General features: G+C 59.1%; 17 protein-coding genes. 2 read left to right on the top strand and 15 right to left on the bottom strand.

Features of this window, described 5'->3' with window-relative positions:
* Nucleotides 1–3 precede the first annotated feature (3 nt).
* The 14 genes from ACOYYX_RS26995 to nusG form a co-directional block, all read right to left on the bottom strand.
* Nucleotides 4–1,044: a glycosyltransferase family 2 protein gene (locus tag ACOYYX_RS26995; RefSeq protein WP_422925469.1), complete on the bottom strand. Its 1,041-nt coding sequence runs from the start codon at nucleotides 1,042–1,044 to the stop codon at nucleotides 4–6.
* Between the two features lie 83 nt (nucleotides 1,045–1,127).
* Nucleotides 1,128–2,384 (bottom strand): ABC transporter ATP-binding protein, encoded by a 1,257-nt coding sequence (locus tag ACOYYX_RS26990; RefSeq protein WP_422925467.1) that lies wholly within the window; start codon nucleotides 2,382–2,384, stop codon nucleotides 1,128–1,130.
* 41 nt (nucleotides 2,385–2,425) lie between these two features.
* Nucleotides 2,426–3,463: a glycosyltransferase gene (locus ACOYYX_RS26985; RefSeq protein WP_422925465.1), complete on the bottom strand. Its 1,038-nt coding sequence runs from the start codon at nucleotides 3,461–3,463 to the stop codon at nucleotides 2,426–2,428.
* Nucleotide 3,464: 1 nt separating this feature from the next.
* Entirely contained in the window at nucleotides 3,465–4,139 is a 675-nt protein-coding gene (locus ACOYYX_RS26980; RefSeq protein ID WP_422925463.1) for an acetyltransferase, read from the bottom strand.
* 9 nt (nucleotides 4,140–4,148) lie between these two features.
* Nucleotides 4,149–5,321 carry a DegT/DnrJ/EryC1/StrS family aminotransferase gene (locus ACOYYX_RS26975; RefSeq protein WP_422925461.1) on the bottom strand — a complete coding sequence of 391 codons (1,173 nt, stop codon included), beginning with the start codon at nucleotides 5,319–5,321 and terminating at the stop codon, nucleotides 4,149–4,151.
* Entirely contained in the window at nucleotides 5,318–6,307 is a 990-nt protein-coding gene (locus tag ACOYYX_RS26970) for an SDR family NAD(P)-dependent oxidoreductase (RefSeq protein ID WP_422925459.1), read from the bottom strand. The genes ACOYYX_RS26975 and ACOYYX_RS26970 overlap by 4 nt, the downstream gene beginning before the upstream one ends.
* Entirely contained in the window at nucleotides 6,304–7,476 is a 1,173-nt protein-coding gene (locus tag ACOYYX_RS26965) for a DegT/DnrJ/EryC1/StrS family aminotransferase (RefSeq protein WP_422925457.1), read from the bottom strand. Before ACOYYX_RS26965 ends, ACOYYX_RS26970 begins: the two co-directional genes overlap by 4 nt.
* Entirely contained in the window at nucleotides 7,473–8,000 is a 528-nt protein-coding gene (locus ACOYYX_RS26960; RefSeq protein WP_422925455.1) for an acyltransferase, read from the bottom strand. Before ACOYYX_RS26960 ends, ACOYYX_RS26965 begins: the two co-directional genes overlap by 4 nt.
* Nucleotides 7,900–9,027: a Gfo/Idh/MocA family protein gene (locus ACOYYX_RS26955; protein WP_422925453.1), complete on the bottom strand. Its 1,128-nt coding sequence runs from the start codon at nucleotides 9,025–9,027 to the stop codon at nucleotides 7,900–7,902. The genes ACOYYX_RS26960 and ACOYYX_RS26955 overlap by 101 nt, the downstream gene beginning before the upstream one ends.
* Before the next feature lie 19 nt (nucleotides 9,028–9,046).
* On the bottom strand, nucleotides 9,047–9,940 hold the full coding sequence (locus ACOYYX_RS26950; RefSeq protein ID WP_422925451.1) for an ABC transporter permease: 894 nt from the start codon (nucleotides 9,938–9,940) through the stop codon (nucleotides 9,047–9,049).
* A gap of 98 nt (nucleotides 9,941–10,038) precedes the next feature.
* Nucleotides 10,039–11,343: an O-antigen ligase family protein gene (locus ACOYYX_RS26945; RefSeq protein WP_422925449.1), complete on the bottom strand. Its 1,305-nt coding sequence runs from the start codon at nucleotides 11,341–11,343 to the stop codon at nucleotides 10,039–10,041.
* A gap of 24 nt (nucleotides 11,344–11,367) precedes the next feature.
* A complete protein-coding gene (locus tag ACOYYX_RS26940) occupies nucleotides 11,368–12,129 on the bottom strand; it encodes a sugar transferase (protein ID WP_422925447.1) in 762 nt (253 codons plus the stop codon).
* 45 nt (nucleotides 12,130–12,174) lie between these two features.
* Nucleotides 12,175–14,445 (bottom strand): polysaccharide biosynthesis tyrosine autokinase, encoded by a 2,271-nt coding sequence (locus ACOYYX_RS26935; protein ID WP_422925445.1) that lies wholly within the window; start codon nucleotides 14,443–14,445, stop codon nucleotides 12,175–12,177.
* A gap of 50 nt (nucleotides 14,446–14,495) precedes the next feature.
* Nucleotides 14,496–15,167, bottom strand: a complete 672-nt coding sequence (gene nusG, locus ACOYYX_RS26930) for a transcription termination/antitermination protein NusG (protein WP_422925443.1) — start codon at nucleotides 15,165–15,167, stop codon at nucleotides 14,496–14,498.
* A gap of 819 nt (nucleotides 15,168–15,986) precedes the next feature.
* On the opposite strand from nusG, the gene ACOYYX_RS26925 reads away from it, so the two are divergent.
* Together ACOYYX_RS26925 and ACOYYX_RS26920 are read left to right on the top strand one after the other, a co-directional pair.
* Complete coding sequence (locus ACOYYX_RS26925; protein WP_422925441.1) at nucleotides 15,987–16,142, top strand: hypothetical protein; 156 nt, start codon at nucleotides 15,987–15,989, stop codon at nucleotides 16,140–16,142.
* Between the two features lie 5,384 nt (nucleotides 16,143–21,526).
* Nucleotides 21,527–22,162: a response regulator transcription factor gene (locus ACOYYX_RS26920; RefSeq protein WP_422925439.1), complete on the top strand. Its 636-nt coding sequence runs from the start codon at nucleotides 21,527–21,529 to the stop codon at nucleotides 22,160–22,162.
* Nucleotides 22,163–22,299: 137 nt separating this feature from the next.
* On the opposite strand, the gene ACOYYX_RS26915 is transcribed toward ACOYYX_RS26920, so the two are convergent.
* On the bottom strand, nucleotides 22,300–22,896 hold the full coding sequence (locus ACOYYX_RS26915) for a sigma-70 family RNA polymerase sigma factor (RefSeq protein WP_422925437.1): 597 nt from the start codon (nucleotides 22,894–22,896) through the stop codon (nucleotides 22,300–22,302).
* Between the last annotated feature and the right edge of the window lie 1,840 nt (nucleotides 22,897–24,736).

Raw genomic sequence — 24,736 nt, 5'->3', positions numbered from 1 at the left:
CGCTCAACCCTTACATATTGATCGTTGAGATCCCGAGCATTCGACGCAGCAGGGCACCTGTCCTGCATCGGCGGATGAATCATCCTCGGCCTCATCGTCGAGGATGATTCGCGTCTGGTCTCGCCGCGACATCAGTCGCATCACGAGGCCGACCCATGTCCCAATACGAGCCGAGAGTACGACGATCTCGTGGAAAACTTCCTCGCCCCAGGGGCTGCGACGGACCAGGGTCCGAGTCAGGCCCCAGGCCGCCAGCGTGACGTGCCAGCTCTTCCTCGCCATTTCGTAGAGCGAGACTTCGCGCGACGGCGATCGGCGTGCCTCGCCGCGATGTCCCCAATAGCTGCGCGACCAGAACCAGCGGCGACGCAGGCGATTCTGCGGAACGCGGTGCGCGACGACAGCCGATGGCTCGTAAAGCAGGTCTCCGCCCGCCCGGGCGATGCGCTCGAGCAAGTCGGTCTCTTCGCTGCCGATGAGGCAGGACCCGATGCGGCCCAGGTCGACCCGGAACCCTCCGACTCGTTCGATCCATTCCTTCCTGAGGCTCAGGTTCACGCCGAACAATTCGTCGGGGTTGGCGTGGAGCCTATCAGGGCCCAGCTCAATCTTCGTCAGGTAACCCTCGTCGCGTTCGCCCAGCCAGTGTGGCCTCGACCTGGGATAACTCAGGTAGGCCCGGCCCCCCACGGCCGCGTAATCGCCACTCTCATAGGCCGAGGCGAGGTTACGCAGCCAGCCTGGATCGAGGTCGACGTCATCATCGAGGAAGGCGATGACCCCGAACCGAGCCTCGGCCACGGCCCGATTCCGGGCCTGACTCAGGCCCTGGCGAGATTCGAGGACGTAGCGGAAATGGCCCTGGAACCGCCGCTCGAAAAGCTCCGAGACGTCCCGCGTCGCGTCCGAAGAATTGTTGTCGATGACCAGGATTTCAACGTCGTCGAGGTCGTCGAACTCGAGCGCCTCGATCCCGCCGAGCGTACGGGCGAGATCGTCGGCCCGATTGTAAGTGGCGATGGCGATCGAGATGGGGGTCATCATGCAACTCCTCGATCAGAGTGGGTGATTTGGAAGTCCGCTCGATTCCGGCAACCCGTCCGCAGCAGGGTCACCCCCACGAACCCTCAGCCCCAACACCACTCCGCCGGCTCGTGAAAGACCCCGAACTCCGTGTTCAGGAGCGGATGGCTCACATGAAAGTTCTTACCCATCTGCGCGCAATGCAGCCTTTGGAAGGTGGCGTCCCAGACCAGCACCTGGATGGAATAGAGATCTGCCACCAGGCTGATCGGGGGCAGGAGGACTTCGATGACCCCTTCGCCGGAGATCTTCGACGTGGAGAAGCCATCCATGGAGGTGTTGAAGTTGCAACAGGAGACGTTGTCGGATCGCACGATCCCGAGGCTGAAATTGGGGTTCGTCAGCGGCACGCGGGCATCGTAGTGCAAGCGGATCCGCATGCGTTCCCCGTGCTCGAAGAGGGTCCGAGACCCGCCAGATTCATCCAGAAGTTCGAACTCCTTGATATAGATAGGGCACTTGGTGGGATCCGATCCGACCATGCCCGTCGCCCAGGAGACCATGTCGAGCCGGCCTTCCTGGTCGTAGAGCCGGGTGACCTCTTCGGTGGTCCCGTCGAGGGCGACGGCCCCGCTGGAGAGGTAGATGGAACGGTCGCACATGGCCTTGATGGCGAACATGTTGTGCGAGACGAACAGGAGCGTGGCCTTCTCCTCGAGCAGGCGTTTGGCGTGGTCCATGCACTTGCGCTGGAAGGCGAGGTCGCCCACCGAGAGGACCTCGTCGACGAGCAGGATATCCGGCTTCATGTGGGCCGCGACCGCGAACGCAAGGCGAATGTACATGCCGCTCGAATAACGCTTGACCGGCGTATCGATGAATCGCCCGATCTCGGCAAACTCGACGATCTCCTCGAATTTGCGGAGGATCTCATAACGGCTCATGCCGATGATTGCACCGTTCAGGAAGACGTTTTCGCGGCCGGTCAATTCGGGGTGGAACCCGGTGCCGACCTCGAGGAGGCTCCCCACGCGTCCGCGTATCTTGACGCAGCCTTCCGTCGGCGCCGTGATCCGGCTGAGGATCTTCAGCAAGGTCGACTTGCCCGCGCCGTTGCGGCCCACGATCCCGACCGCTTCTCCCGGATTGATCTGGAACGAGACGTCCTTGAGTGCCCAGAGGATCTCCTGCGCCGTATCGGAGCTCGGTGTCCGAGTGCGTGACGCCGAACGGCGCAGGTTATTGATCGGCCCGGCGACGGCGTTGGCGATCGTCTCTCGCAAAGTGCCGTAAGCGGCATCGCGACGAGCACCAAGGCGGTATCGCTTGGACACTCCTTCGACGGAAATTGCTGCGTCCATGGTGACCTTCGTGGAATGGGTGATTCGACGGGAAAGGGCGATTACGTCAACTGGGTCATCGTGCTCGAGCGAGGCCGCAGGAAGCCGACAACGGGCCGGAGGGTCGACCAGAGTCGAGGGCCCAGTCGTCGTTTGAATCGCATCCGGGACCACTCGGGCTCAGCCACGAGCTCGGGGGCGATTTCGAGGGCGAACTCGAGCATCGCATCGCAGCCGGAGATCCCGCCCTGCTCGAAGACGGCACTCGCCCCCCAGAATGCTTCCCAGGCCAAACCCCGATCCGCATCCTTGCGGAGCCTCTCGACATCGGCGATGAACGCGGCCTGGGTCTCGAAGAAGACGTCGAACGCGGCCTTCCGCTGTCGCAGGTCGGCGATGGCGGGCTCGAAGCGGGCGTTATCCATTCCATTAAAATATCCACGACTCATGTTTTTATCATGAAGCCGGTAGTAGGCTTGATCGGCGTCGATGAGGCCGACGGCGGCATGCGCCCCGAACCTCATCCACATCTCCATGTCGGCCGAGTGGGGGAGATCCGGCCTGTAGCCGCCGAGTTGATGCTGGAGGCTCGTCCGCACCATCACCGTCGGGGTGGACACGAGATTCGAGCCGGCATCGCAGCACAATTCAATGAAGGCCGGGCCGGAGAGGATGTTCCAGGGATCTTCCTTCGAAGAGGATCGCGCCTCCGGCAGATCCTCGTCGGTCTGGATGACGATCGCAGGCCCGTAGGCGAAACCCACCTCGGGGTGGGCGTCCAGCAAACGAACCGATCGGGCAAGCGAGCCGGGGGCCAGCATGTCGTCGGCCGAGATCAGGACGGTGTATTCTCCGGTGGCCCAGGCAAGCCCTTCATTGAATGTGGCGATGTGGCGGATGTTGGTCGTATGCCGCCGGAAGGTGACGCGATGGTCCTCGGCGACTAGCGCTTCCGCAACCTCGGCCGTCTTGTCTTTAGAGGCGTCGTCGATGATCAGGACACGCAGGTCCTCGTGCGACTGCGACAGGACGCTTTCCACGCATTGGCGTAGGAATCGGCCATATTGATAACAGGGTATGATCACGTCGATCCGGCTCATCTTAGGCTTCCCTCGCCAGGCGGATGTTCTTGATGTTTCTCAACAAACGTGCGGGATTGCCGACGACGACTTCGCCGGAGTTCACTGACTTCAGGACCACGGACCCCATGCCGACGAGAGCGAACTCGCCGACGTTGACACGCTGACGTACCACGGAGCCAGCACCGAGATAGCACGCTCGCCCAAGATTCACGAACCCGCTGATGGTCGAGCCAGGCGCCATGATCGAATAGTCCTCGATCGTGCAGTCATGCCCGATCACGCAGCCCGCGCTCAACGTCACGTGATGCCCGATCCGCACCCCGCCGCTGACGGAGACGCCATGATTGACCACGACACCATGCCCCAGCCTTGCCCGGCTCGAGACCGCGGCAAGCGGATGGACGAGCGTGGCGAACCGGGTCGGCAATAGCCTGGTCGCGGCCAGGATCTCGGGGAGGTCTATGTAATTCTTCTCGCTGCCGATCGAATTCACGCACATGAACGGATCGAGCCGCGTGGCATCGCCCAGGCTGCCGAGAACCTCGAAACCGAGGTGGCGGCTGCCGCGGGCCTTGGCATCGTCCAAAAACCCGAGCACCTTCCAGCTCGGTTCCCTGGCATTGATCGCCTCGATGATGTCGAGGATTTCATAAGCTCTTCCACCGGTTCCCAGGATCACAAGAGCTCGGGTCATGGAGATCCCTCATCGGGCTTCGGTAAGGCAGCTCATTTCATGGAGCGCCTCGATGACGTAAGCCTGATCGTCCTCGGACATGGAGTCATAGAGCGGCAAGAGGATGACTTCGTCCCTGGCCGCCTCGGATTGGGGCAGCGGGGCGTGCGACTCGTTGGCATAAGCCGGCTCCTGGTGGGCGTTCATGATCCCCCGGCGCGAGCTTATACCTCGATCAAGGAGTGCCTGCATGAGTTCGTCGCGGCTCATCCCGAAATCGGACGTGACCCTCACGGCATACGACTGGAAATTGGGCAGTGCGTCCTCGTCGATGCACGGGCATTCCAAGCCGGGGATTTCCATCAGGGCGTGAGAGTAGCGAGCCGCCAGGGCGAACCTGCGGACGAGCATGTCGGGGATCCGGCCCAGTTGGACCCTCCCCACGGCGGCCTGGATGTCGGTCATCCGGTAGTTGAAGCCGACGACCGGGTATTCCTCGAAGACGACGGTCTTGGCATGATGCCGGGTCGTGTCCGGGATGCTCATGCCGTGCTGGCGGAGGAGTCGGAACTTGCGGTCGAGTTCCGGATCCTTCGTGGTTAGCATCCCCCCGTCGCCGGTGGTGAGCAACTTGCGAGGATGGAAGGAGAAGCAGGCGACCGTACCGTGCGGCCAGCCGATCCGCTTCCATTGGTCGTCGACGAGGACCTCGCAGCCGATCGCACAGGCGGCGTCTTCGACGACGGGCAGGTTGCGACGTCGGGCGATGGCCATGATCGACTTCATGTCGCAGGGTTGGCCGATCTGGTGGACGGGCATGATCGCCTTCGTCCTCGGGGTGATAGCCCCCTCGATCAACGAGGGGTCGATGTTGTAGTTCCGAGGGTCGATGTCGACGAAGACCGGCGTGGCCCCGCAATAGCGCACGGCGTTCGCCGTGGCGATGTACGAATGGCTCACCGTGACGACCTCGTCGCCGGCCCCGACACCGAGGGCGTGCAGGGCGAGATGCAATGCCGTCGTGCAGTTGGAGACCGCACATGCGTGCGGTGCTCCGACGTACTCGGCGAACTCCTTCTCGAAGGCCGCGACCTCGGGGCCCTGGGTCACCCACCCGGAGAGGATGGCCCGGCGCGCCGCGACGGCCTCTTCCTCTCCCAATGAGGGCTTCATGATCGGGATTTTTCGTATCATTGCATTCATATTCTTAATACCTCCTGAGTGAGTGCCAGGCCTCGACGCCAGGCGCAGAGCCGTCGCAGGCCTTCCTCGAGGTCAACCTGGGCTTCGAATCCCAGTTCTTTCCGGGCGAGCGAGGTATCCGCCAGCCTTCGCGGGACGGGGTTGACGGCCCGCGGGGGATGGAATTCCGGCTTGAGGTGGTGGGCGCCCGTGACGTCTCGCATGGCTTCCCAGAGGCCCAGGAGCGACGTCTCGACGCCGCTCGCGACGTTATAGACGTCGCAGACGCGATCCGACTGCATCGCGAGGATGTTGGCCCGGGCGATGTCCTCGACGAAGATGAAATCCATCGAGGCCGATCCATCGCCGTGGATCATCGGCGGCTGCCCCTGATCCATGCGATCGAGCCAGCGGGCGAAGACCTCGGTGTAGGCGCCTGTGACGTCCATCCGGGGGCCGTAGACGTTGAAGTAGCGGAGGCCGACGCTGTTCAACCCCTGCATCTGGTGGAAGCTGCGAGCGATGCCTTCGTTCATCAGCTTCGCGGCACCGTAGATGGTCTGGTTATTGTAGGGGTGATGACGCTCATCAGTCGGGAAGTCTTCCGCGGCGCCGTAGACCGACGCGGAGGAGGCGTAGACGACCTTCTTGACCCCGCACTCGACGGCGGCCTCGAAGACGTTGAAGGTGCCGTTGACCAGGACTTCGATGCACTCACGAGGCCGCACGGCGCAGAGCGTGATCCGGATGGCGGCCTGGTGGAAGACGTAATCGCATCCGTTCATAGCCGCCTTGACCGTCTCGCGGTCGCGGATGTCACCGTGGTGAACCTCGACCGGGAAGATGGCCCGCGCCTCGGCCAGGTTCTCCTGGCAACCCCGGACGAGGTTGTCAAGGACGCGGATTTCCTTGACATCCTCTTCGATCAGCCGATCGACGATGTGGGAACCGATGAGGCCCATGCCGCCAGTGACGAGGACGGTTGATCCCGCGAGAGAGTTTTTCATGCAACCTCCAAGTTGCGCATAGCATCGTGAACGGCCTCGATGACGCGTTCTTGCTGGCGCTCCGTCATCTCCGGGAAGAGCGGCAACGAGAGGCATTCCCTGGCGACTCGCTCGGACACGGGGAAATCCCCGATCCGGTGTCCGAGCGATCGGTAAGCATCCTGGAGGTGGACCGGGACGGGATAGTGCAGGCCGGTCTGGATCCCCCTCGTCTCGAGTTCCCGACGTAGGGCGTCGCGCCGGGGATGCAGGACCACGAACAGGTGCCACGCCGATCGACGCCCCACGGCCTCGCCGGGCAGGCCGAGCGGCAGCCCTCCGAGATGCTCGATGTAGCGGGCGGCGAGCCGGCGCCGGGCTTCCGTCCAGGCCTTGAGGGACTTCAGCTTGACCCCGAGAATCGCCCCCTGGAACGCATCCATCCGGTAATTGAAGCCGACCTCATTGTGGTAATATCGCCGCCCCTGGGCATGGTCCCTCAGGGCACGCAGGCGGTCGGCCACCTTCTCGTCATTCGTGACGATGGCACCGGCCTCGCCGTAGGCTCCGAGGTTCTTGCCGGGGTAGAAGCTGAAGCAACCGCAATGGCCCAGGCTCCCCGCTCCGTGGTCTCCGTAGGTGGCGTTGTGGGCCTGGGCGGCGTCCTCGATGACGGGGATGCCGTGCTTACAGCCGATCTCGAGCAGCGGCCTGAGGTCCGCCGGCTGGCCATAGAGGTGGACGGGGAGGATCGCCTTCGTCTTCGGAGTGATCTTCGCCTCGACCTGGCTCGCGTCCATCGTGTAGGTGACGGGGTCGACGTCCACGAAGACAGGCCTGGCACCGACGTAGCTGATCGCCCAGGAGGTCGCGACGAACGTCATCGGGACGGTGATGACCTCGTCTCCAGCCTCGACTCCCGCGGTGATGAGGGCGAGGTGCAGGGCGGACGTCCCGCTGTTGACCCCGACGCAATGCTTGGCCCCGAGGTTCTCGGCAAAGGCTTCCTCGAATGCCGCGACCCTCGGGCCCAGGATGTAGGTCCCGCTGTCGGCGACCTCCTGGAGCGACCTCAAGATCTCCTCGCGGATGCCCGAGTACTGGGCCTTGAGGTCGAGGAACGGAACGGGGGGCTCATCGAGGAGGGGCGGTGTCTCGAGCGTCTCGGTCTTGCTCGCGATCAAAGTCATCCTGCAACTCCCTCATGCTCATGTACGCGACTTCGGATCAGCCTGGCCGGTACGCCGGCCACCACGGCCTTCGGGGGGACATTCTTCGTCACCACGGCTCCTGCACCGACCAGGGCACCTTCGCCGATGGTCACTCCCGACATGATGACCGCACCGCTCCCTATCGAAGCTCGTCGGCAGACATGGGTCCGTTCCAGCACCCAATCGGCCTCGGTCGAGGGGCGGCCATCGGTCGTGGCCTGGGGGTCACGGTCATTGATGAAGACGACCCCGTGCCCAACGAACACTTCGTCCTCGATCGTCACCCCTTCGCAGATGAAGGTGTGGCTCGAGATCTTGCACCGGGCGCCGATCTCCACGCCCTTCTGGATCTCGACGAAGCTACCGACGCGCGACTCATCGCCGATGCTGCATCCGTAGAGGTTAACGAAGCAATGCAGGCTTACGTCTCGCCCCAGTTGCACCTCCGGCGCGATTCGTATTCCGTTCGTCGAGTCCGCTCGGGGATGGTTTGGTCTGGCCATTGGTGTACGTCCCTTGAGTGAGAACGACGCGCCCGCCCTGGGCTCGAATGCTCCGCGTCGCCGCTTCCAGCATCTGCACGATCCGCAAACCCAGGTGGCCATCGCTGAGCGGCGGCTTGCCATCCCTGATCGACTCCGCGAACTGCGTCACGGTCCCCTGGAGCGCCTCGGTCGGCTCGACGTGGGGGCTCCAGACGTCACCGGCCCGATAATCGACGAGCAGCTTCGTGCGGTCTTCAACGCTCTGTCCGAGCTCGATTCCCCGGTCGAAGACCTTGATGGGCTCGGTCGTGTTCAGTTCGTTGAAGATCAAGCTCTTGCGCGACCCGGCGAAGATCATCTGCCGGATCTTCACGGGGGAGAGCCAGTTGACGTGGAAGTTCGCCAGCATACGGTCGCCGTAGTCGACGTTGACGTAGGCGAGGTCTTCGATGCCTCGGCGGGCGTGGGCGGCGCCCCAGGCCGAGATGCTCCGCGCCGGCAAGCCGACGACGTGGTCGGCGATCGAGAGGTCGTGGGGAGCGAGGTCCCAGATCACGTTGACGTCGTGCTGGAGGAGCCCCAGGTTGATGCGAACGCTATCGATGTAGTACAGGTCGCCCAGCTCGCCGTACTCGATCAGCTCCTTGATCTTGCGGACCGAGCTATTGAACAGATAAGTATGGTCGACCATCAGGATCCGACCGAGGCGCGTCGCGAGTTCGACGAGGGCCTCGGCCTCCTGGACGTTGGCCGCCAGGGGCTTCTCGACGAGGACGTGCAGCCCCGCCTGAAGGCAGCGCTCGGCCAGGGCGTGATGCGTCGACACGGGGGTCGCGATGGCGACGGCGTCGAGCTTCAGGTCCAGCAGATGGTCGATGTTGTCGACCAGGCGGACGTGGTTGTACGCCCGCCCGATCTTCTCGAGTCGGGCGGGGTTCGTATCAAGGACGGCTGCAACTTCCGTGAGGGGGCAATTCGAGAAATTGCGGATCAAGTTCGGGCCCCAGTAGCCCGCACCGATGATCCCGACTTTGAGCTGGCTCATGGATCTCGACCTCGGAGGGTTAAATAACATCCGCGAAGCCGCGCTCGACGCGGCGGAAATAGAGGACGCCTGCAAAGAACAGGACCACCGCGACCGACATCGAGACAGACAGGGAATACAGATCAAGCGCACCGCCGGTCACCGCCGCCCTGAAGTTGGAGATCAGGCCGCAGGCCGGATTCAACGGGAGGAGGGCTCGCCAGACCACCGGGATGGTCCCCTCGGTCTGCATGTAGACCGTGGGGGTCGCGAACATCCAGAGCTGGACGAGGAACGGGATCACATAGCGGAAGTCGCGAAAGGAGACATTCAAGGCGGCCAGGAGCGACCCGATGCCGGAGGCCGCCAGGACCAGGCCCAGGATGGGCAGGGGAGCCAGCAAGAAGGTCAGGCCGGGAATTACCCCGTAATAGAGCATCAGCACACCGAGCATCCCGCAGGCGATCAGGAAGTCGATGATGCCCGCGCCGACCGCGGCGAGCGGGATGATGAGCCTCGGGAAATACACCTTCGTGATCAGCCGCTCGCTCCCCACGACGCTCAGTCCCGACTGGCTCACGGCGTTGGCGAAGAAGGTCCAGGGCAACAGGCCCGTGAACGCGAAGAGGGGGTAGGGGAGCGTGCCGGACGACACTCTCGCAAGCCGGCCGAAGAAGAGGCTGAACGCGATCATCGTCATCAGCGGCTGCAGGATCGCCCAGGCCGCGCCGAGGGCCGTCTGCTTGTAGCGGACCTTCACGTCGCGCCAGATGAGGAAGAAGAGGAGTTCCCTCGCCCGCCAGTACTCGCCGAGGTCGAGCGCCTCCCAGCGCGATCGCGGGCGGATGGTCGTGACCAGACGCGGGAGTGGCTCCGCAGCCTCGAGCGCCGCGACGACCGACACGGGGATGGAGATTGCTTGCGTCTGGGTCATCTCTGGATGGAAACCTCTCAAGTTATGGGAACCGGCCAGGGCGATTCGTCCTGCGATGCCTCGGCCGTCGAATGCACCCGAGTGTTGTGCCTTGCCAGTCAGGAGCCGTATCGGGCGAACATGCGAATAAACAAATAAGCTGACACAACGAATGCAATGCTGATCATTGCAAAGTGACCCACGAGATTCGATCCGAATCGGCGAGGCACAACGGGCGAACCGTCGGTGGCCAGCCGCAGGTAGACGGTCACGATTCCGAAGATCATGTAGGTCGGCACGATGTAATTGCGCGAGATCGTCAGCAGGCCGGTGCCATAAGCCGCGACGATCGCCATGAGGTACGGGCGGAACCGCCTGATCTCGGGATCCCGAATCCAGTTCCGATAACTGCCGAGGCGGTGGAGGGTCCCGAGGGAGTAATAGAACAACCCGGTGAATAGCGTACCGCCCAGGATTCCCAGTTCGGTGAACGCATGGACGAACGAGTTATGTGCAACCAATCCCACTTCGTCCGCGTAGCGGTTCTGCCCGATCCCGAAGAGGGGCGACTGGCGGAAGAGCAGGAGGCCCGAGGACCAGAGCTGAATCCGGTCCTGCCCCGTATCCCCTTCGGTCGAGATATTCGTCTGTCGCCCCGCGAATACAACGAACACCGCGGGGAGGGCGATCACGAGCAGGGGAACCGCCTTGCGAGTCCCGAATCGTGCGAGGAATAGCACCATCATGGCGGCGAGCATCGCAAGGAACCCGCCGCGAGAGTGGGTCTTGGTCAACGCATATCCGAACATCATCAGGGGCAAAACCCAGAAGAATCGGAGCGGCCCGATCTTCTTGTCGCCCATCCCGAAGAGGCAGATCGCCATGCCGACGAGGAGGATCATGCAAAGGTCATTGGGATCGTTATAGATGCCCGTGCTGCAAAGTCTGAGGACGGAGAAATTGTTGCCCGAGGCATCAACTTCCAGGTCGGCGATCGACTGGAGCGACGGGATGTTGATCACCCCATGGTACTGCAGCAGCGCCAGGACCGTCAGGACCACCGTGAAACCCGCGAGGAGTCGCAGGAACCGGAGGAATCGAGTCGGCGTATCGACCACGGAAACCAGCAGGAGGTAGTAGAGGAGCACCTTGGCAAACTCCACGCCCCCTTCCTTGGCCGCCGAAAAGCTAAAATGCGTCAGATGCGAAAGGATGATCGAGATGAGCAATCCCAGAACGCAGGCGTTGATGGGGTTATCCCTCAACGAGTTGCTCGACAACTGCCCCGTCACCTTGGAGAACGAGACGGCCAGGCTCGCCGAGATCAGGATGTTGTAGATCGGCAACCCCGCCATCGCCGGCACGAGCTCCGCTGGCCTGATGAAGAGGATGGCGTTGACCAGGATGAAGAGCGTGAAGCCCATTGAGCTGACCTACTCCAGACCCATTCAGGCGCCCACACTCAAGACAGTCGGATCTGGCGAGACGACCTCGTCGAACTGCACGAGGGTCGGTATTCCCAGGGCTCCGCGAGTCCGTGCGTAAGGGATGCCGATCATGCCCATGGCCGTGCAGAGGAGGATCCGGAGATCGAGGCTGAAGCCGAGCCTCTCGATGTAGGCGAGGTCGCAGACGAGCTTGCGTCGCACGCTGTTCAAGTCGACATCCGGCGGCAGTTGGATCTGCGCCAGTCCGGTGACTCCTGGGCGAACGAGGAGTCGCTCGCAGTAGCGGGGGACATCCTTCTCCAGATTCGAGACGAACTCGGGGCGTTCCGGCCTGGGGCCGACGAGGCTCATCTCCCCCTTGAGGATGTTCCAGAGTTGGGGCAACTCGTCGAGATGGCTCTTTCGCAGGAATCGCCCCACGGGCGTGACGTAGGGGTCGGACTTTGACGACCAGCGAGGTCCCGTGTTGACCTCGCTGTCGCAACGCATCGTACGGATCTTATAGATCCTGAACGGGCGGCCGTCCCGTCCGAGGCGAATCTGCGAATAGATGGACGGACCTGGCGAGGTTAGCTTGACGACGATCATCGAGATTAAGATGACCGGCAGGAGCACCACGGCCAGTACCGAGGCCGCCGCGACGTCGAGGACGGCCTTGAGCGAGAGATACCTGGAGGGAGTCTCCCAGGGCTTGATTTCACCAGACCCTTCGATGTCATAATCCACGCCTATGGCGGTGTCGGTTCCGGGGTGAGTGAGCATTCCGAGACATCCTTGAAAAGACAGTGGGTAAAGTAACGAGTCATATCATTCGCGACCGATCGGCAAGGGTCCCGGCTGCCGGCTCCGGTCCTCGCAATGAGCCAAAGCAACTCCCGTTCGGTCCGTCGTCTCCTCCGAACCATAGGGATAAGCGGTGCATTGGGTTTCCCCGGTGACGCCGCTGACGACGGCCCCAAGGGTCTGAATGCCAAGGGCCGTGAGCCGCTCGTATGCCGCATAGACCATGGGAACTCGGCTGACATCGCGGAGGACGGAGTAAAGGACGGCGTCGACGACCTGGGCGATCAGCAGTGGATCCGCGACGGCGAGCACAGGTGACGAGTCGATGATGATGAAGTCGTACTGCGCCTTCAGATCCTGGAAGAGATTCCGGATGACGTCCTGTGCCAGGGCGCGGATCGCCCGCGGATCGCCTTTCCCGGCCGGGAGGACGTCCGGCCCCCCCTCCCGGGGAGTCCAGATGGCGTCGCTCGCGGTCGCTTCGCCTCGCAGCACCTCGCAAAGGCCCGGATTCAAAGGAATCCCGAACAATTGGTCCACCCTGGGGCTGCGGATATCGCCATCGATCAGCAATGTCCGTCGGCCGATGCGAGCGAGGCTGTTGGCCAGGTGATAAGACAGGGTCGTCTTCCCCTCGCCCTTCATCGCACTCGTGATCATCACCATACGGATCCCACCCGTCCGAGACGCGTGGAGGAGCATCGTCCGAGTGGCGGCGATCGACTCGAGGAGCAGGCTCTGCCTGAGCAACTCGTTAGAACCGCGCGACCGGACCGAGAGCGGGGGGAGTGACCCGACGATCCTCAAGCCCAGGCCCTGAGCTACCTCGTCGATCGTGTTGATGCGACGGGCTCGGAATTCACGGACGGAGAACCCCACAATGACCAGCATCAACGCCCCGGTCGCCGCGGCCCCGCTCGCCTTCACCTTCCGGAACTTATCCTTGATGGTGGGGATGGTGGCCCGGTCGACCACACGAATGCGGGGCGGGGCCCCCAACTCGACCTCCATCGCCTCGACTTCGGCCCCGATCTTCCGGGCCGTCTCGCTGACGATCAGTATCTCGTCCTGCTGCTGCGTGAGGTCGATGCTGCTTCGATTGATGACCTTCGACTCTTCCTGGACACGCTCGATATCCTTGGAAATGGCTTCCATGTACATCCGAGTCGAACCGACCCTGCCACGCAGCTTGGCCAGGGCCTCGCGGTCATCCTGGGCGACCTGAGAGTGGACCTGGCCGGCGATCACCGGACGAAGCTTGGCCCGCGTGGTGCCGAGGTCGCTCCTCACGGCCTCCATCTGCTTGCGCACGGCGACCACGGAAAGGTCGTCTTTTCGGCTCGCCACGCGAGTGACCTGATTGTATCGATCCTGGAGCTTGCGATACTGGCGATGCAACTCCAGGATGTGAGGATGAGACTCGAGCTTCTCGTCAATCGCCTCCTGGGAGGATTCCTGGGCGATCGTATCCTCGACTCGGGCCTCGACCACCGCGAGTTCAGACTCCGCCTTCCTGAGTTCGAACTTCATCCGCATCAGCTCGCTCTCGGCGAGGTCGCGATGCTGGATCTTGGCCTGATGGGTGACCGAGAGCGTCCTCTGATCGTTCGCGCCGATGGAATCGGTGAGCTTCCGGAACTGCTCACGCTTCGATTGGAGGCTGAGCTGATACCGATTCCAGAGCGACTTGAGCTTCCCCAGGCGGGCGTGACGCTCCTTCTCCTCCTCCTCGACAACCCTCAACATGTAGGAATCGACGGTGGCGTTCACGAGCTTTGCCAGGTCATCGGGCCGATCGCCGCTCAGCGAGATCTCAAGGACTTCGGAAGCATCGGGAAAGTCGATGCTGATATGCTGCGACAGCCAGTCGCATGGATCGACGTGCTCTCGGACCGTCGGGAGCGACTCGACTTCGTGACCCTTGAGGGCGTCCGCGAGGACATAATGGCTCTTGGCCAAAGCCACTTGCGTTCGCTGATAGGTCCGATAGTCGGTCAGTCGCTCCTTGGGGTCGAAGATGATGTACTTCGGGTTGCTGGAGACGTGGAGCGTCGCGCGTGCCGTATACTTCGACTTCGGGACGATGAACCAGGCGGAAGCCCCCACGAGAGCAGCCAGGATAATTCCCGCCACGATCGCCAGCTTCCAGCAGCGACGGAAGGCCATCGCAAGTCCGGTCACGTCGGGCGCGGCCGAGAGAGCCGGCGGCCGAGAAGAAGTCAAGGTCGCGGGAAGTCCAGCCGCTTCGATCTGAAGGCGAGACGTCACCGCGTAGTTGGGATTAGGATCGATCATGATTGAGTCACGCTTTGGGAGTGTCCTTCGACCTCGCGAGAGACTCGAACTTACGGCATCCGGCCTTGGCCCATGGTTCGAGCTCCCGGGAACTCAAACACGGGGGTCCTATCCGCGCTCACTTGGAAGTCTTCCGGATAGAGGGACGACAACGGCGAGTCTCCAAGCGGCTCGACCTGCCAGTTGAGCAGGTCGACCATGGCCCCTCGCCCGAGGAAGCGGACCTGGGCCACGAATCGGTCGCGATCACCTCGACGGACGATCGTCCCGATAACCCCCTTCAATGGGCCGACGATGATCTGCACTCGAGTCCCGATGACAAGTTCGGGTTCCTGCGAGATCGGAAGTCCCGAGGAGAGCAAAGTGTAAACCTGGCGGAGCTCTTCGTGGAGATCATGCTGGTCGGGCACGGTCAGGATCTTGGCAACGCGATTGCCTTGAAGTGCCTCAAGTTTCTCGCCGTCATCGCCTAATAGGAACATGTATCCCCGGAACAGGGGGAGCAGGGACTGGATCTTTCGGCCCCCGGGAGTGCGGCTTTCGTGGCGGACTTGGGGCAGGTAATGGAAGACACCTTTGCTGAGCAAATGCCGAGCGATCGCCTTCTCCTGCCGGGGCTTGGTGTGCAAGCACCACCAACGCCGCTCGCCGTCGATTTTGGGACCATCATGATCCCAAAGGTTCGGTGGATAAACGTCAGGCTCAGCTCGTAGAATGGGCATAACCAACCTCGCTACTTCCTACTTCCGACCAGGAATCAGTTGGAGCACGTCACGTTGTCGTGGCGAACGACGAGCTCATCGAGCCCGCGTCCCGAATTCATGAAATGCAAAATCTCGTCTATTTTTTCAATTCTCTTTTAATACATATCCTTCTTCTTTAATCTTTTTCGTTTTGATGTATTGCGTCATCCAAAGCATTTCGATTTCCATTGCCGGGCACAATCAACGCTTCACGAATCTCAGGGAGCACGATAAAAAGTGTGCCCAGCGCGAACTTTGGGCCGGTGGGTGGCCATGTACCCTAAGGCTGAAGACGACCATCAATCACTCACATAACTCCAAGAAACCCGGACAATATCACTTCGTAGCCCCAAGCAGGGGAGGGGGGGCCGGATCATTGTCGTCGCGGTCTCTTTGGACCTGGCATCCTAGAGATGCCTCAGCGATATCACCATCGATCGCTGAAGATCATTTTATACATTGCACTGATTTGCTGATATACAACCGCAAAAAGCTCGAGAGGAACCAACTTTCTTCGGAAAACCTGAACTCTAAACAATTATCGGTTTACAATTCATGTCTTCATATGTTATTATTGCGCAAGACACCACCGACATCTGTAGTCACACGTGAGAGGTGTGACCTAGGATGCTCTCCTCGCTCCCCGACGATATGGGACCTCAATTTCAAGGGCGTCGGAATGCCTACGGACTCCCTGGGCCCGGACATTCGGAGGTTGAGCGGTGAAAGTCCAGGGTGACACAGGAGTGCTGGCGACTATAAGTTGACTTCGGCGTCCAATTCCATGGAGTCGAGGGCTTGTTGAAGCTTTCGCAGGATCAATCGTTTCCGCTTGTTTACAGCCTGCTGGGTTATGCCGAGCCGGCGGGCCACCTGCGACTCGGTGCTGCTTCCCCAGAAAAGGCTTTCGATCAGGACGTGATCGTGTTTCGGAAGGAGACGAAGGGCGAGTAGGAGCGACTTCCAAGCCGCTTCCGAGGATCCGCCTCGATCTCTTAGGTGGACGGGCTCTCCGGGACCAGCTGCGAAGCGAACACTATACGTCCACTCACGTCGATAACGTGCAAGGGCTGCCTGTAGAACTCGCTTTCGTAGATAGAACTCCCAGGGAATGCCCCGTGAAGCGTCGAAGTTGCTGTGAGCCTGAAGCGCAGCCAGGACAATCTCTGCGTGAATTTCTTCGTGCCAATCCCTGGTCGTCCAGCGGGGAGGCACTCGCCAGGCCATGATCCTCTTCAGAGCGGCTCTGAGAAAGGCTCCCCAGCCCACGGCTGATTGCTGGTCGGGGGACCATGTCAGTCCAAGTTCAAACTCAGTTCGGCCAAGCGAATCCGACTCGCGGCATTGCATAATTAGAATCCTAATATTAACGAACCACCGCATAATCTCATCAACCTGCTATACTGATTGATTCTCACTACTTACTTATTTCTCGCGGCAACTGACTTTACATATCGTGAGATCATTCCGAAGGAGTCAGTACGACTTTCCCGGCATCAAGCAACCCCACCAAAACCTGGCTTCCTTCGAAGATCCAAGGCCAGGCTCAGATCAATCACGGAGAAATCGCATCCCATCACCCGTTTCGCCAAGAAGCAGATCACTCACAACCATCAACGGAAACACTGGCGGATCAAAAGTGTCAAACAAACTCGTTCTCTCATTAATTCAATTCTACTCTACAAAATAGCGATCATTTGTTTCGGCGATTACTAAAGCCTCAGAAATCGACTGCGAGATAAACTTGCCTGGGACTGACAGCTCCGAATCTTCCGTATCACACCACTTTACACACAATAAATCAACTTAACATTATTTAGTTGATTTTCAATCTCGCCAAACTTACGCAAGCATCGCTAACATGAAAAGTCACGTGCATCCTCTTACCACGCTGGGCAATCATAGAATTTCACTTCAGCGGGAATAGAACGCAGCACTGCGACCCAAGTCATCGCGTCCGATGTCCTTCGTCGGACGAGGTCAAACGCGACTATCCTCGATTCCGAGCCACCCATGTTAACCTGACTGAGATCCCGCTCTATGACTAGTGGCTCGAGGGATATTTTCGGAAGTTTCAGAAGCCTCTCCCGAGTCCACACACATCGCGGTTCATTCCATCGAGCATCGATGGCTATTGCGGCCGCCCAACATAACATGCGAAATCATATTTTAATATTATATGCACACTTTTTAACTAGTTCAATCACTTATATACCATAATACTTCAATTAAACGAACGTACTGGCCTCACGACAAGTCCTACTGGACTCTGAGAGCCACATCTTGATCGGCTTTGCGAGGGTCATGGCTCCGTAATAACGACATCGTTTAGGTGGCGGCCTGCATCTTCGCAGTCCGCTCCAGCAAATCGATTCCCAACCTTCCATGAGCCTCAAGAACATCATGAGAAGGAATCGGACTGTTATCCAAGCAGATCGTCACTCCGAGATCGATCAACTAAGGCTCGGTCTTGTCCTCGCACATCCGGCCAAGCCACTCTCGACGGGGGGGAGGGAGGGGAGAGGAAGTTCCGGATTGAGCAACTGTGCTTTAAAAGTGATCAGCGGCAACTTAATTCCATCAATATGTGAAACTTTGATCGATTTTCGTTTCGGGAGACTTAATCGTCGTGGGCTCGACCATCTCACCACGCGGGGCCAAATCAATCCAGCAATTTAAACATTGCAATTTCAACACACCTTAAATCATACACCACATTATCGACAGATCTTACCCAGGCAATCGAACCGCCAGACTCCGATCCACCTTCGCGAGTATCAACTTCATAATTTGAGGCCCTGTCCCAACATCGCACGTTTGCTCTTGTAGGACTTTCCCTCTCATCCCGAATCTGCCAAGAACGAGCCAGTTCATTCCTTACTTAAATAATATAATTGTGTTTATATTGGCAATTTTTTATTACTAAACTTTTCCTCTATGACTCAACATCACAGACTTCGGGCCGGTGGGTTGTCAGCACCCATTCGTCGGAAGGACCAGAACCAACTGTTAAACCTCACAGATTGTCTCGACCCGAATCGCTCGAGTGGATTGGATCAAGTCGCTTTGAGGTTCCCCTTTGGTACAGGGCGTTGTCTTCTAAATTGCACCGACGACCGATTCCACAACCCAAGAACTCAGAAACCTCAGGCCTCGAATGATTCACGGCTTTCCGATAGTTCTTGTCGAGGAGGCGAACCGAAGAATGCTTCGACCACCCATTTCTCTTAATAATTACCCTGCAGAAACTTATAACAAACTGGACCATACTATGCTACGCTTAAAAATACACAATCTACGCATATTTTAGCCTTCCGCTAAAACATGAGAACCCATTACCACTCCATTTTTCAATCAATTCATTGCATATTCTTGTGATTTGAAATGGTGATCTTCACCCTCGCTTCGTTAGTTTCGAACGTTTGACTTGGCCCGATGGTGATTTCGATCGCTCAAAATCCGAATTAACACTTGCACCAAATGCCTAACTTACCATGGGATCACCCAACCTAAGCTGACTGGACGGACTCGATCTCGTCTGGCGATTTTTCCTAACAATCCCTCTGATCGGATGGGGATGATCGCTAGAATGGCGAACGAGGGGCCCGATTGAACAACATAAAGTCGAAATCTTAGTCGATTTCTTCGTCACCTGGATGCGGAGGGGGGAATCTTTCGCACTAAGCCCAATATTATCTTAACTAAATGATGCTGGTAGTCAGGAGAAGCTAACAATGCTTGTAGGGAGATTTCTGTCAAGAAAATGCGATGCCAAACTTCTATCCATGTTTCATGCCAAGGAATAGCGATTGCGTCTTAAGCGAATTATCTCGAAGATTAACCCCAATGACCCTCTGTTAGGACTCTCTGTTCAGTTGTTTGGGATCTCAGCCAATTGATTGGACACCTCAAATTTGGCTGAGGAGGCCTCGCCTTGGGTGTGTGCCAATTTCTTAACTTAGGAGCATCGAGGTTAACCTTCATCTCATGTTTTGTTTTACCGTCGCCGATCAACTTGGATGAAGGCTCCGACCCATTGAAACAGATTAGGGCCAACTCCTCTTGATCTCATGCAGGTCAATGGAGCCTATCGCGGCATTTTCCCTCGTGATGGAAGCAGAGAGCGCCTCCAACTATTCCATGACGAGTCTGCGATCGATTTCCCATCTTCGATCTGATGATGGACGACGTCGGCTTCGCTGAATTCCTTGCCTGGCTTCATCCCGGATAGACTCGTCTGCCTGCGCCGAGGAGTCGGTGTTGGCTCCCAGATCCGCAGACTGGATCACGCCCCGATCCGCGACGATCACTGTGGCCACCGGCTCAGTGTCTTCAACGCCTGCACAAGTACCGTGCCTACGGCGTTTGCCGGAGGTCCGACGAACCGCCTTGATCGTCCGGCTCTCGCGCGAGGCAGGCTACAATCGCTTGCAGTCTCTCGAGCCGAGAGGCATCGTCTCTCCAGGGTTAGACTCATGCGTGGCGTCCCTACAATCCCCAAGACGACACAGACCTCGATGGCGACGAGACTTTCGAGAATCCGGAAAAAGAAGTAGTGGCCAGCGCAACACCGCAGCACCTCCTCGACGGCGCGGCAACGAGTGGCCAGCCATGGGAGTAGGGAGATGGATCGGTCGCCGATTTGCGTGGTCGTGGTGTGCCAAAGTGGTGAGATCCGCCCGACGATCGCCAGGTTTTCTGATGGCGGGGCGCGGAGATGCGAGGCCTTTCGAGCGAGTTGGCCGATCCCAAGGTACGACACGGACGGTACGCGGGTTTACGATCGGCCGGCGATCGAGACGTTCGCTCGTCGTCCAGCCAATGATTCGACGTGTAGACGCTTGAGGCCGATGGGATGAGGTCCAAAAGGTGCACCGAATCACGCCGGAGGGTATCAGAGAGGTCCTGAGGAACTTCTCAAGGCCCTCCCGACACACAACAAAATACATAGAAACACTTACATTACTTTGTATTCAATGCTAGGATCGAGCGGGTGTTCGAGGAATTCATTCAAACGCGTCTCGGCGAAGAAGACTCACAGAGTAACGACATGAGCCGCCTTTCAATTTCAGGCCTCAGGGGCGATCGGCCAGCACTCCCTTTGCTTGGTATCGTTCTACTCTAAGGGTTCGTCTCCACTTTCCGAGGACGATACCCGAGTCTCTCCAGGAACCCGTCGAGAACGGCCGAGAGGTTGAGGGCAGGCGAGGAGACGGCTCTTCGATCCTTTCCCACCTCGAGGCCAGAGCGGTCCGCGATGGGTCCAGTCGATTCTTCGCCAGGATCATTCGCAAGCACGCGGCGTTCGAGGCGGGCACGAGACCATGCGTAGGTTCGCGGTCATCGTGGTCTCCTGCGACAATGCGATCCTCGGGAGGACGCCCTCACTGAATAGAACTCGAGCCACGGACGATCCGTCGGCCATTCGAACGAAAACGCCATCGAGAAACCGTTCCCGTCTCATTTCCCGCACGAGCAACCGAGTCAACTCTCGAACCTCTTGACCGCGAGCAAATGCTGCAAAAATGCGACGCCTATCGGGAGAACCGAGTGTGGAAAGCTCGTACTGTATTTGACGACTCATTGACATTGGCACCGATTAAGGATATTTCGAGAGGTGCGTTCGAATTGGCGGTCCTCGTGGGGGAAATCGGCAATCTCAAAGTCCGGAGCGAGACATCCTCGGCATCACCGATCAGGATCACAGGAGTTTCGGACAAGATTTGTACGATCATCAGGTGTAGGAGTTGACCGCCGGGGCTCATCTCCGAGATCATGGTCTGCAAGTCGGGGAAAAGCTTGCCGGTCGAAGCCGCACCCGCGGCCAAGCTGGCCAGACACGCAAGGCTGGCACGGTTCAAAATGCGAGCGATTTCCAGGGGTTCGTGCTCGCCAAATCGGCCTCGCGAGGCTGGGGACCTCGTTCGAAAAGCTGGCGCCCCGACTTCCTATCCGCCCACGATCAAGCGATCATTTCCTTGCGTTTATCCGTGGTCATCGATGACGTCACCACGGCCATTCAGCAGGGTCGTATCGCAACGGAGACCGGCAACCCATAGCCTGGCGCATGGGCAGTTCCGGCGAATTCGAATGGGCCTGGAAGGGGACTGGAAACGCCTCACCTTGAGCCCGGGGATGACGGGATTAGTGTTTGCGATAATAAGGCGGACGCCTCGGGGTTGGGCCTTCACTTCCTGCTCTGCCGGACCTACTCCTCATCACCACCTGAAAGATCGGCCCCGTGGAACTCGGGGGATTTTCGCGAACTGAACCCTTTTCAAAGGTCACTCCGAATGACTGAAGTCGATTCGGATTCTGGGAGACGAACGATCAAAGTCTTGATCGTCGATGATCACCCGGCCGTGCGAGAAGGTTTGGCCATCCGGATCTCGACGCAACCCGATATGGCGGTCTGCGGCGAGGCGGATGACGTCGCCAAGGCGCTGGAACTCTTCGAGGCGCACACCCCTGACATCATCGTCATCGACATCTCGCTGAAGGCAGGTGACGGCCTCGACCTGATCAAGAGGATCAAGGAGCGGGACGAATCCGTCCTCCTCCTGGTCTGGTCCATGTATCACGAGTCGCTCTATGCCGAGCGTGCGTTGCGCGCCGGGGCGAAGGGCTATATCAACAAGGTCGAGGCGACGAGCACGATCATAGAGGCCATCCACCAGTTGATCGCGGGCAAGATCTACCTGAGCGACGGGCTCCGCGAGAAGATCCTCAACCGCCTCGTGGGCGATGCGAATGAGAAGCCTCACAAGTCTCCGATCGAGACCCTCTCGAATCGCGAGCTAGAGGTCTTTCGCCTGATCGGCCACGGCCTAAGCACCGGCGAAATCGCAACCCGAATGAGCCTGAGCAACAAAACGGTGGAGACCTATCGCGATCGCGTTCGGTCGAAGCTGAATATCACGTCGGGCACGGAATTGGCGCGTCAAGCCTTCCAATGGACCCTGGAAAATGGCTGAGGCTTGCCCCCTCTGATCTGCAACCGATGGGACTCTCTCCAGTCCGGCCAAGGCGCCTGTTTCCTCGGATCCGAACGGGTCCCATCGGTGCCGCGTCGGCTCTCCTACAGCCATCGACACGGCGCCGGAGGTCGCGGTCAATTCTCCACGTCCGACTCGAGGTCCATGGCGTTGAGGTCTCGCTGGAGCTGGCGCAGGATCGCGTGCTTCCGCTTGTTGACCGCCTGCTGGCTGATCCCGAGCTTCTTGGCCAGTTCCGCCTCCGACTTGCTCTTCCAGTAGAGGCCGTCGATCAGGCTCGTGTCGCCGCGGGGGAGCCGCGAAACCGCCTTGAGGATCCGCTGCCTGGCGATATCCGAGGCATTCGGCTCCTCGGCCCCGACCTGGATCTCGGCCTCGGAATCCTGCGAGATCCTCAAGCTGTACGACCACTCGCGGCGGTAGCGCGCCAGGGCCGCGTGGACGACCTTCTGCCGCAAGTAGGCCTCCCAGGGCACGCCTCGCGACACGTTGAACGTCTCCTGGGCCAAGACCGCGGCGAGCATGATCTCCGACCGGATCTCGTCATGCCAGTCCCGGTCGGTCCAGCGCGGCGGGGCCTGCCACCGGTGGACCCGCCGGATCGAGTACTTGAGCAGGATTCCCCATTCATGAGTACGCGTCATGGCAGCGGATGAGGATCGGTTCTGGTCGCCTTCGCCATCGTTGATCCCGTTAAACTCTTCGCATGTCATGATGGAATCCTCACATTGGCAGTCATGAGTTGTTGGGTAGCTTGACTCCGATCCCTGGAGCCCGCCCCGGGACGAAATCCGATCTTCTCGACGATCGAATCCGTGACGAATGCCCCCATCAAGGGTGGAAGGTTGGTCCAAGGACATCCGTCCGCCGAGGATCTCGAGCCTCTCTCATCAAGGCAGACCGAGTCGCGCGTCATCAGTAACATTCATATCGCATGGAATATTCGCACTTCGATCTCATGCCTCTTAGGTATCCACGTCGTCGCCGGATGAATGATGCCCTCCTTGATCCCTCGCGAGTGCGCGTATTCTCACCGCTTGTCAGATTTCTTCCCCACGTTCGCGAGAGGAAAAACCTTACAACTGCCTACCGACTCAAGGTTGTTCTCGACTCCACATCGCCAGCGAGATTCGGATTCACGTCGCTCGGTGCATTAGCACGGCGGTGGAGGCTTGGGGGGAGATAATTCACTTGCCCTGCTCACTCGCGTGAGCGTATCGGATCATGAAGGCAGGTCGTAAAAATTATCTCCCGTTGGCGAAGGCTCTCCTCTGTCTACTTGCCTTCGCGATGCATTGATCCAGAGGCGGCCTGCGCCGAACCATTCGATCTCACCTCGATCGAATAGGGGACCTCATTGGACTCGGCCTATCTACCAAAAGGGCACGGCCCCAATCTATTTCTCGAAGGCGGGCAAGCGGCTTAAATATCTATTTCGCTCCTTTCTTAAGGTCTACGAGAGCGGTAACATCACTTCTTTACGCCATGCCAGGCGTTACAGGAACCGAATCTACGCATTTAAAGCATCGCGGGTTTCCATACCGCTCTTTTATGGAATGCGTGATGTTAGCAAACTCGCCAGAAACCCGAGGAACAAGGGACCTCGATCGAAACGCAAATTCTTGCCGATCAGAGGTTCGTCGCCGACGCGAGTTGTCCCCCAACTTGGGACTATACTCAATCTCCAGGAGAGAGGATACAGTCTTATGCTATTCATTAAAATCAATTTGAAAAAAGACTCGCGAACTGCAAATTTATGTTGAAAAAATTCAACCCTTGATGCGTGTCTTCAGCCCGCTAGCATTCGTGTGGAACCCGCTGATAATATCGACTGTCTCAATCCAGCAAATTCCCTGGTCGACGCTTGGCCACTTCGGGGCATGGCCACCGCTGAACGCCCTCGATCTAACCCACGGGATGACCTTGTCACCAAATCGTATGCGCCGAACCATATACAAATCGCCAATGTCGTAAATCCTCATCAAATAAGCGCATTGTCGGCTCCTGAAGCATGCTCTGGCGATGGAGACAGTAGTATTACGCCAGTCTCGCAGCTATAGCGCCCAACTGTCCCTCGGTCGCTGAGACTCGAACCTCCTCCAGATCCTGACCAAAAGTCTGGCAACCAGTTCACAGGACGAGACAACGTCCCGTATCGATTACTGCGACTCCTACGTTGCAAGGATGCTCGCAGTGCGGTGCTGCCGGATCGTTCCAAATTCCTCACCTGACACAGGGCGGTCTGTCCTGGGATTCAAGTCGCGAGGCTGCCTGTCCTTTGGCAGATTACACGGCCGAACCGGCGATCGAGATTCGTGATGAGGTCTCAGATCCTCGGGCGGTACAGATGGATATTGAAAACTCATGTGCTGGAAATACGTGCCTGGAATCGATAGATTTGTAAGACATTGATGGCCTGGTAATCTCCCTTCAAGGGGACTCGGCAACACGGTATTGGCTTTGGGTCTTTGGTACCGGGATGGCGGATCCTCCCAGAAGAGGGCGTGTGACGTCGAGCAAACGTCGTGGTCCAGACTTCGCCCAGCTTTGAAA

The organism is Singulisphaera chitinilytica (assembly GCF_049331405.1).
In the GTDB taxonomy this organism is placed as follows: domain Bacteria; phylum Planctomycetota; class Planctomycetia; order Isosphaerales; family Isosphaeraceae; genus PoT.
Note: the sequence above shows the minus strand (reverse complement) of the source record. Positions and strands in the feature narration are given on the sequence as shown.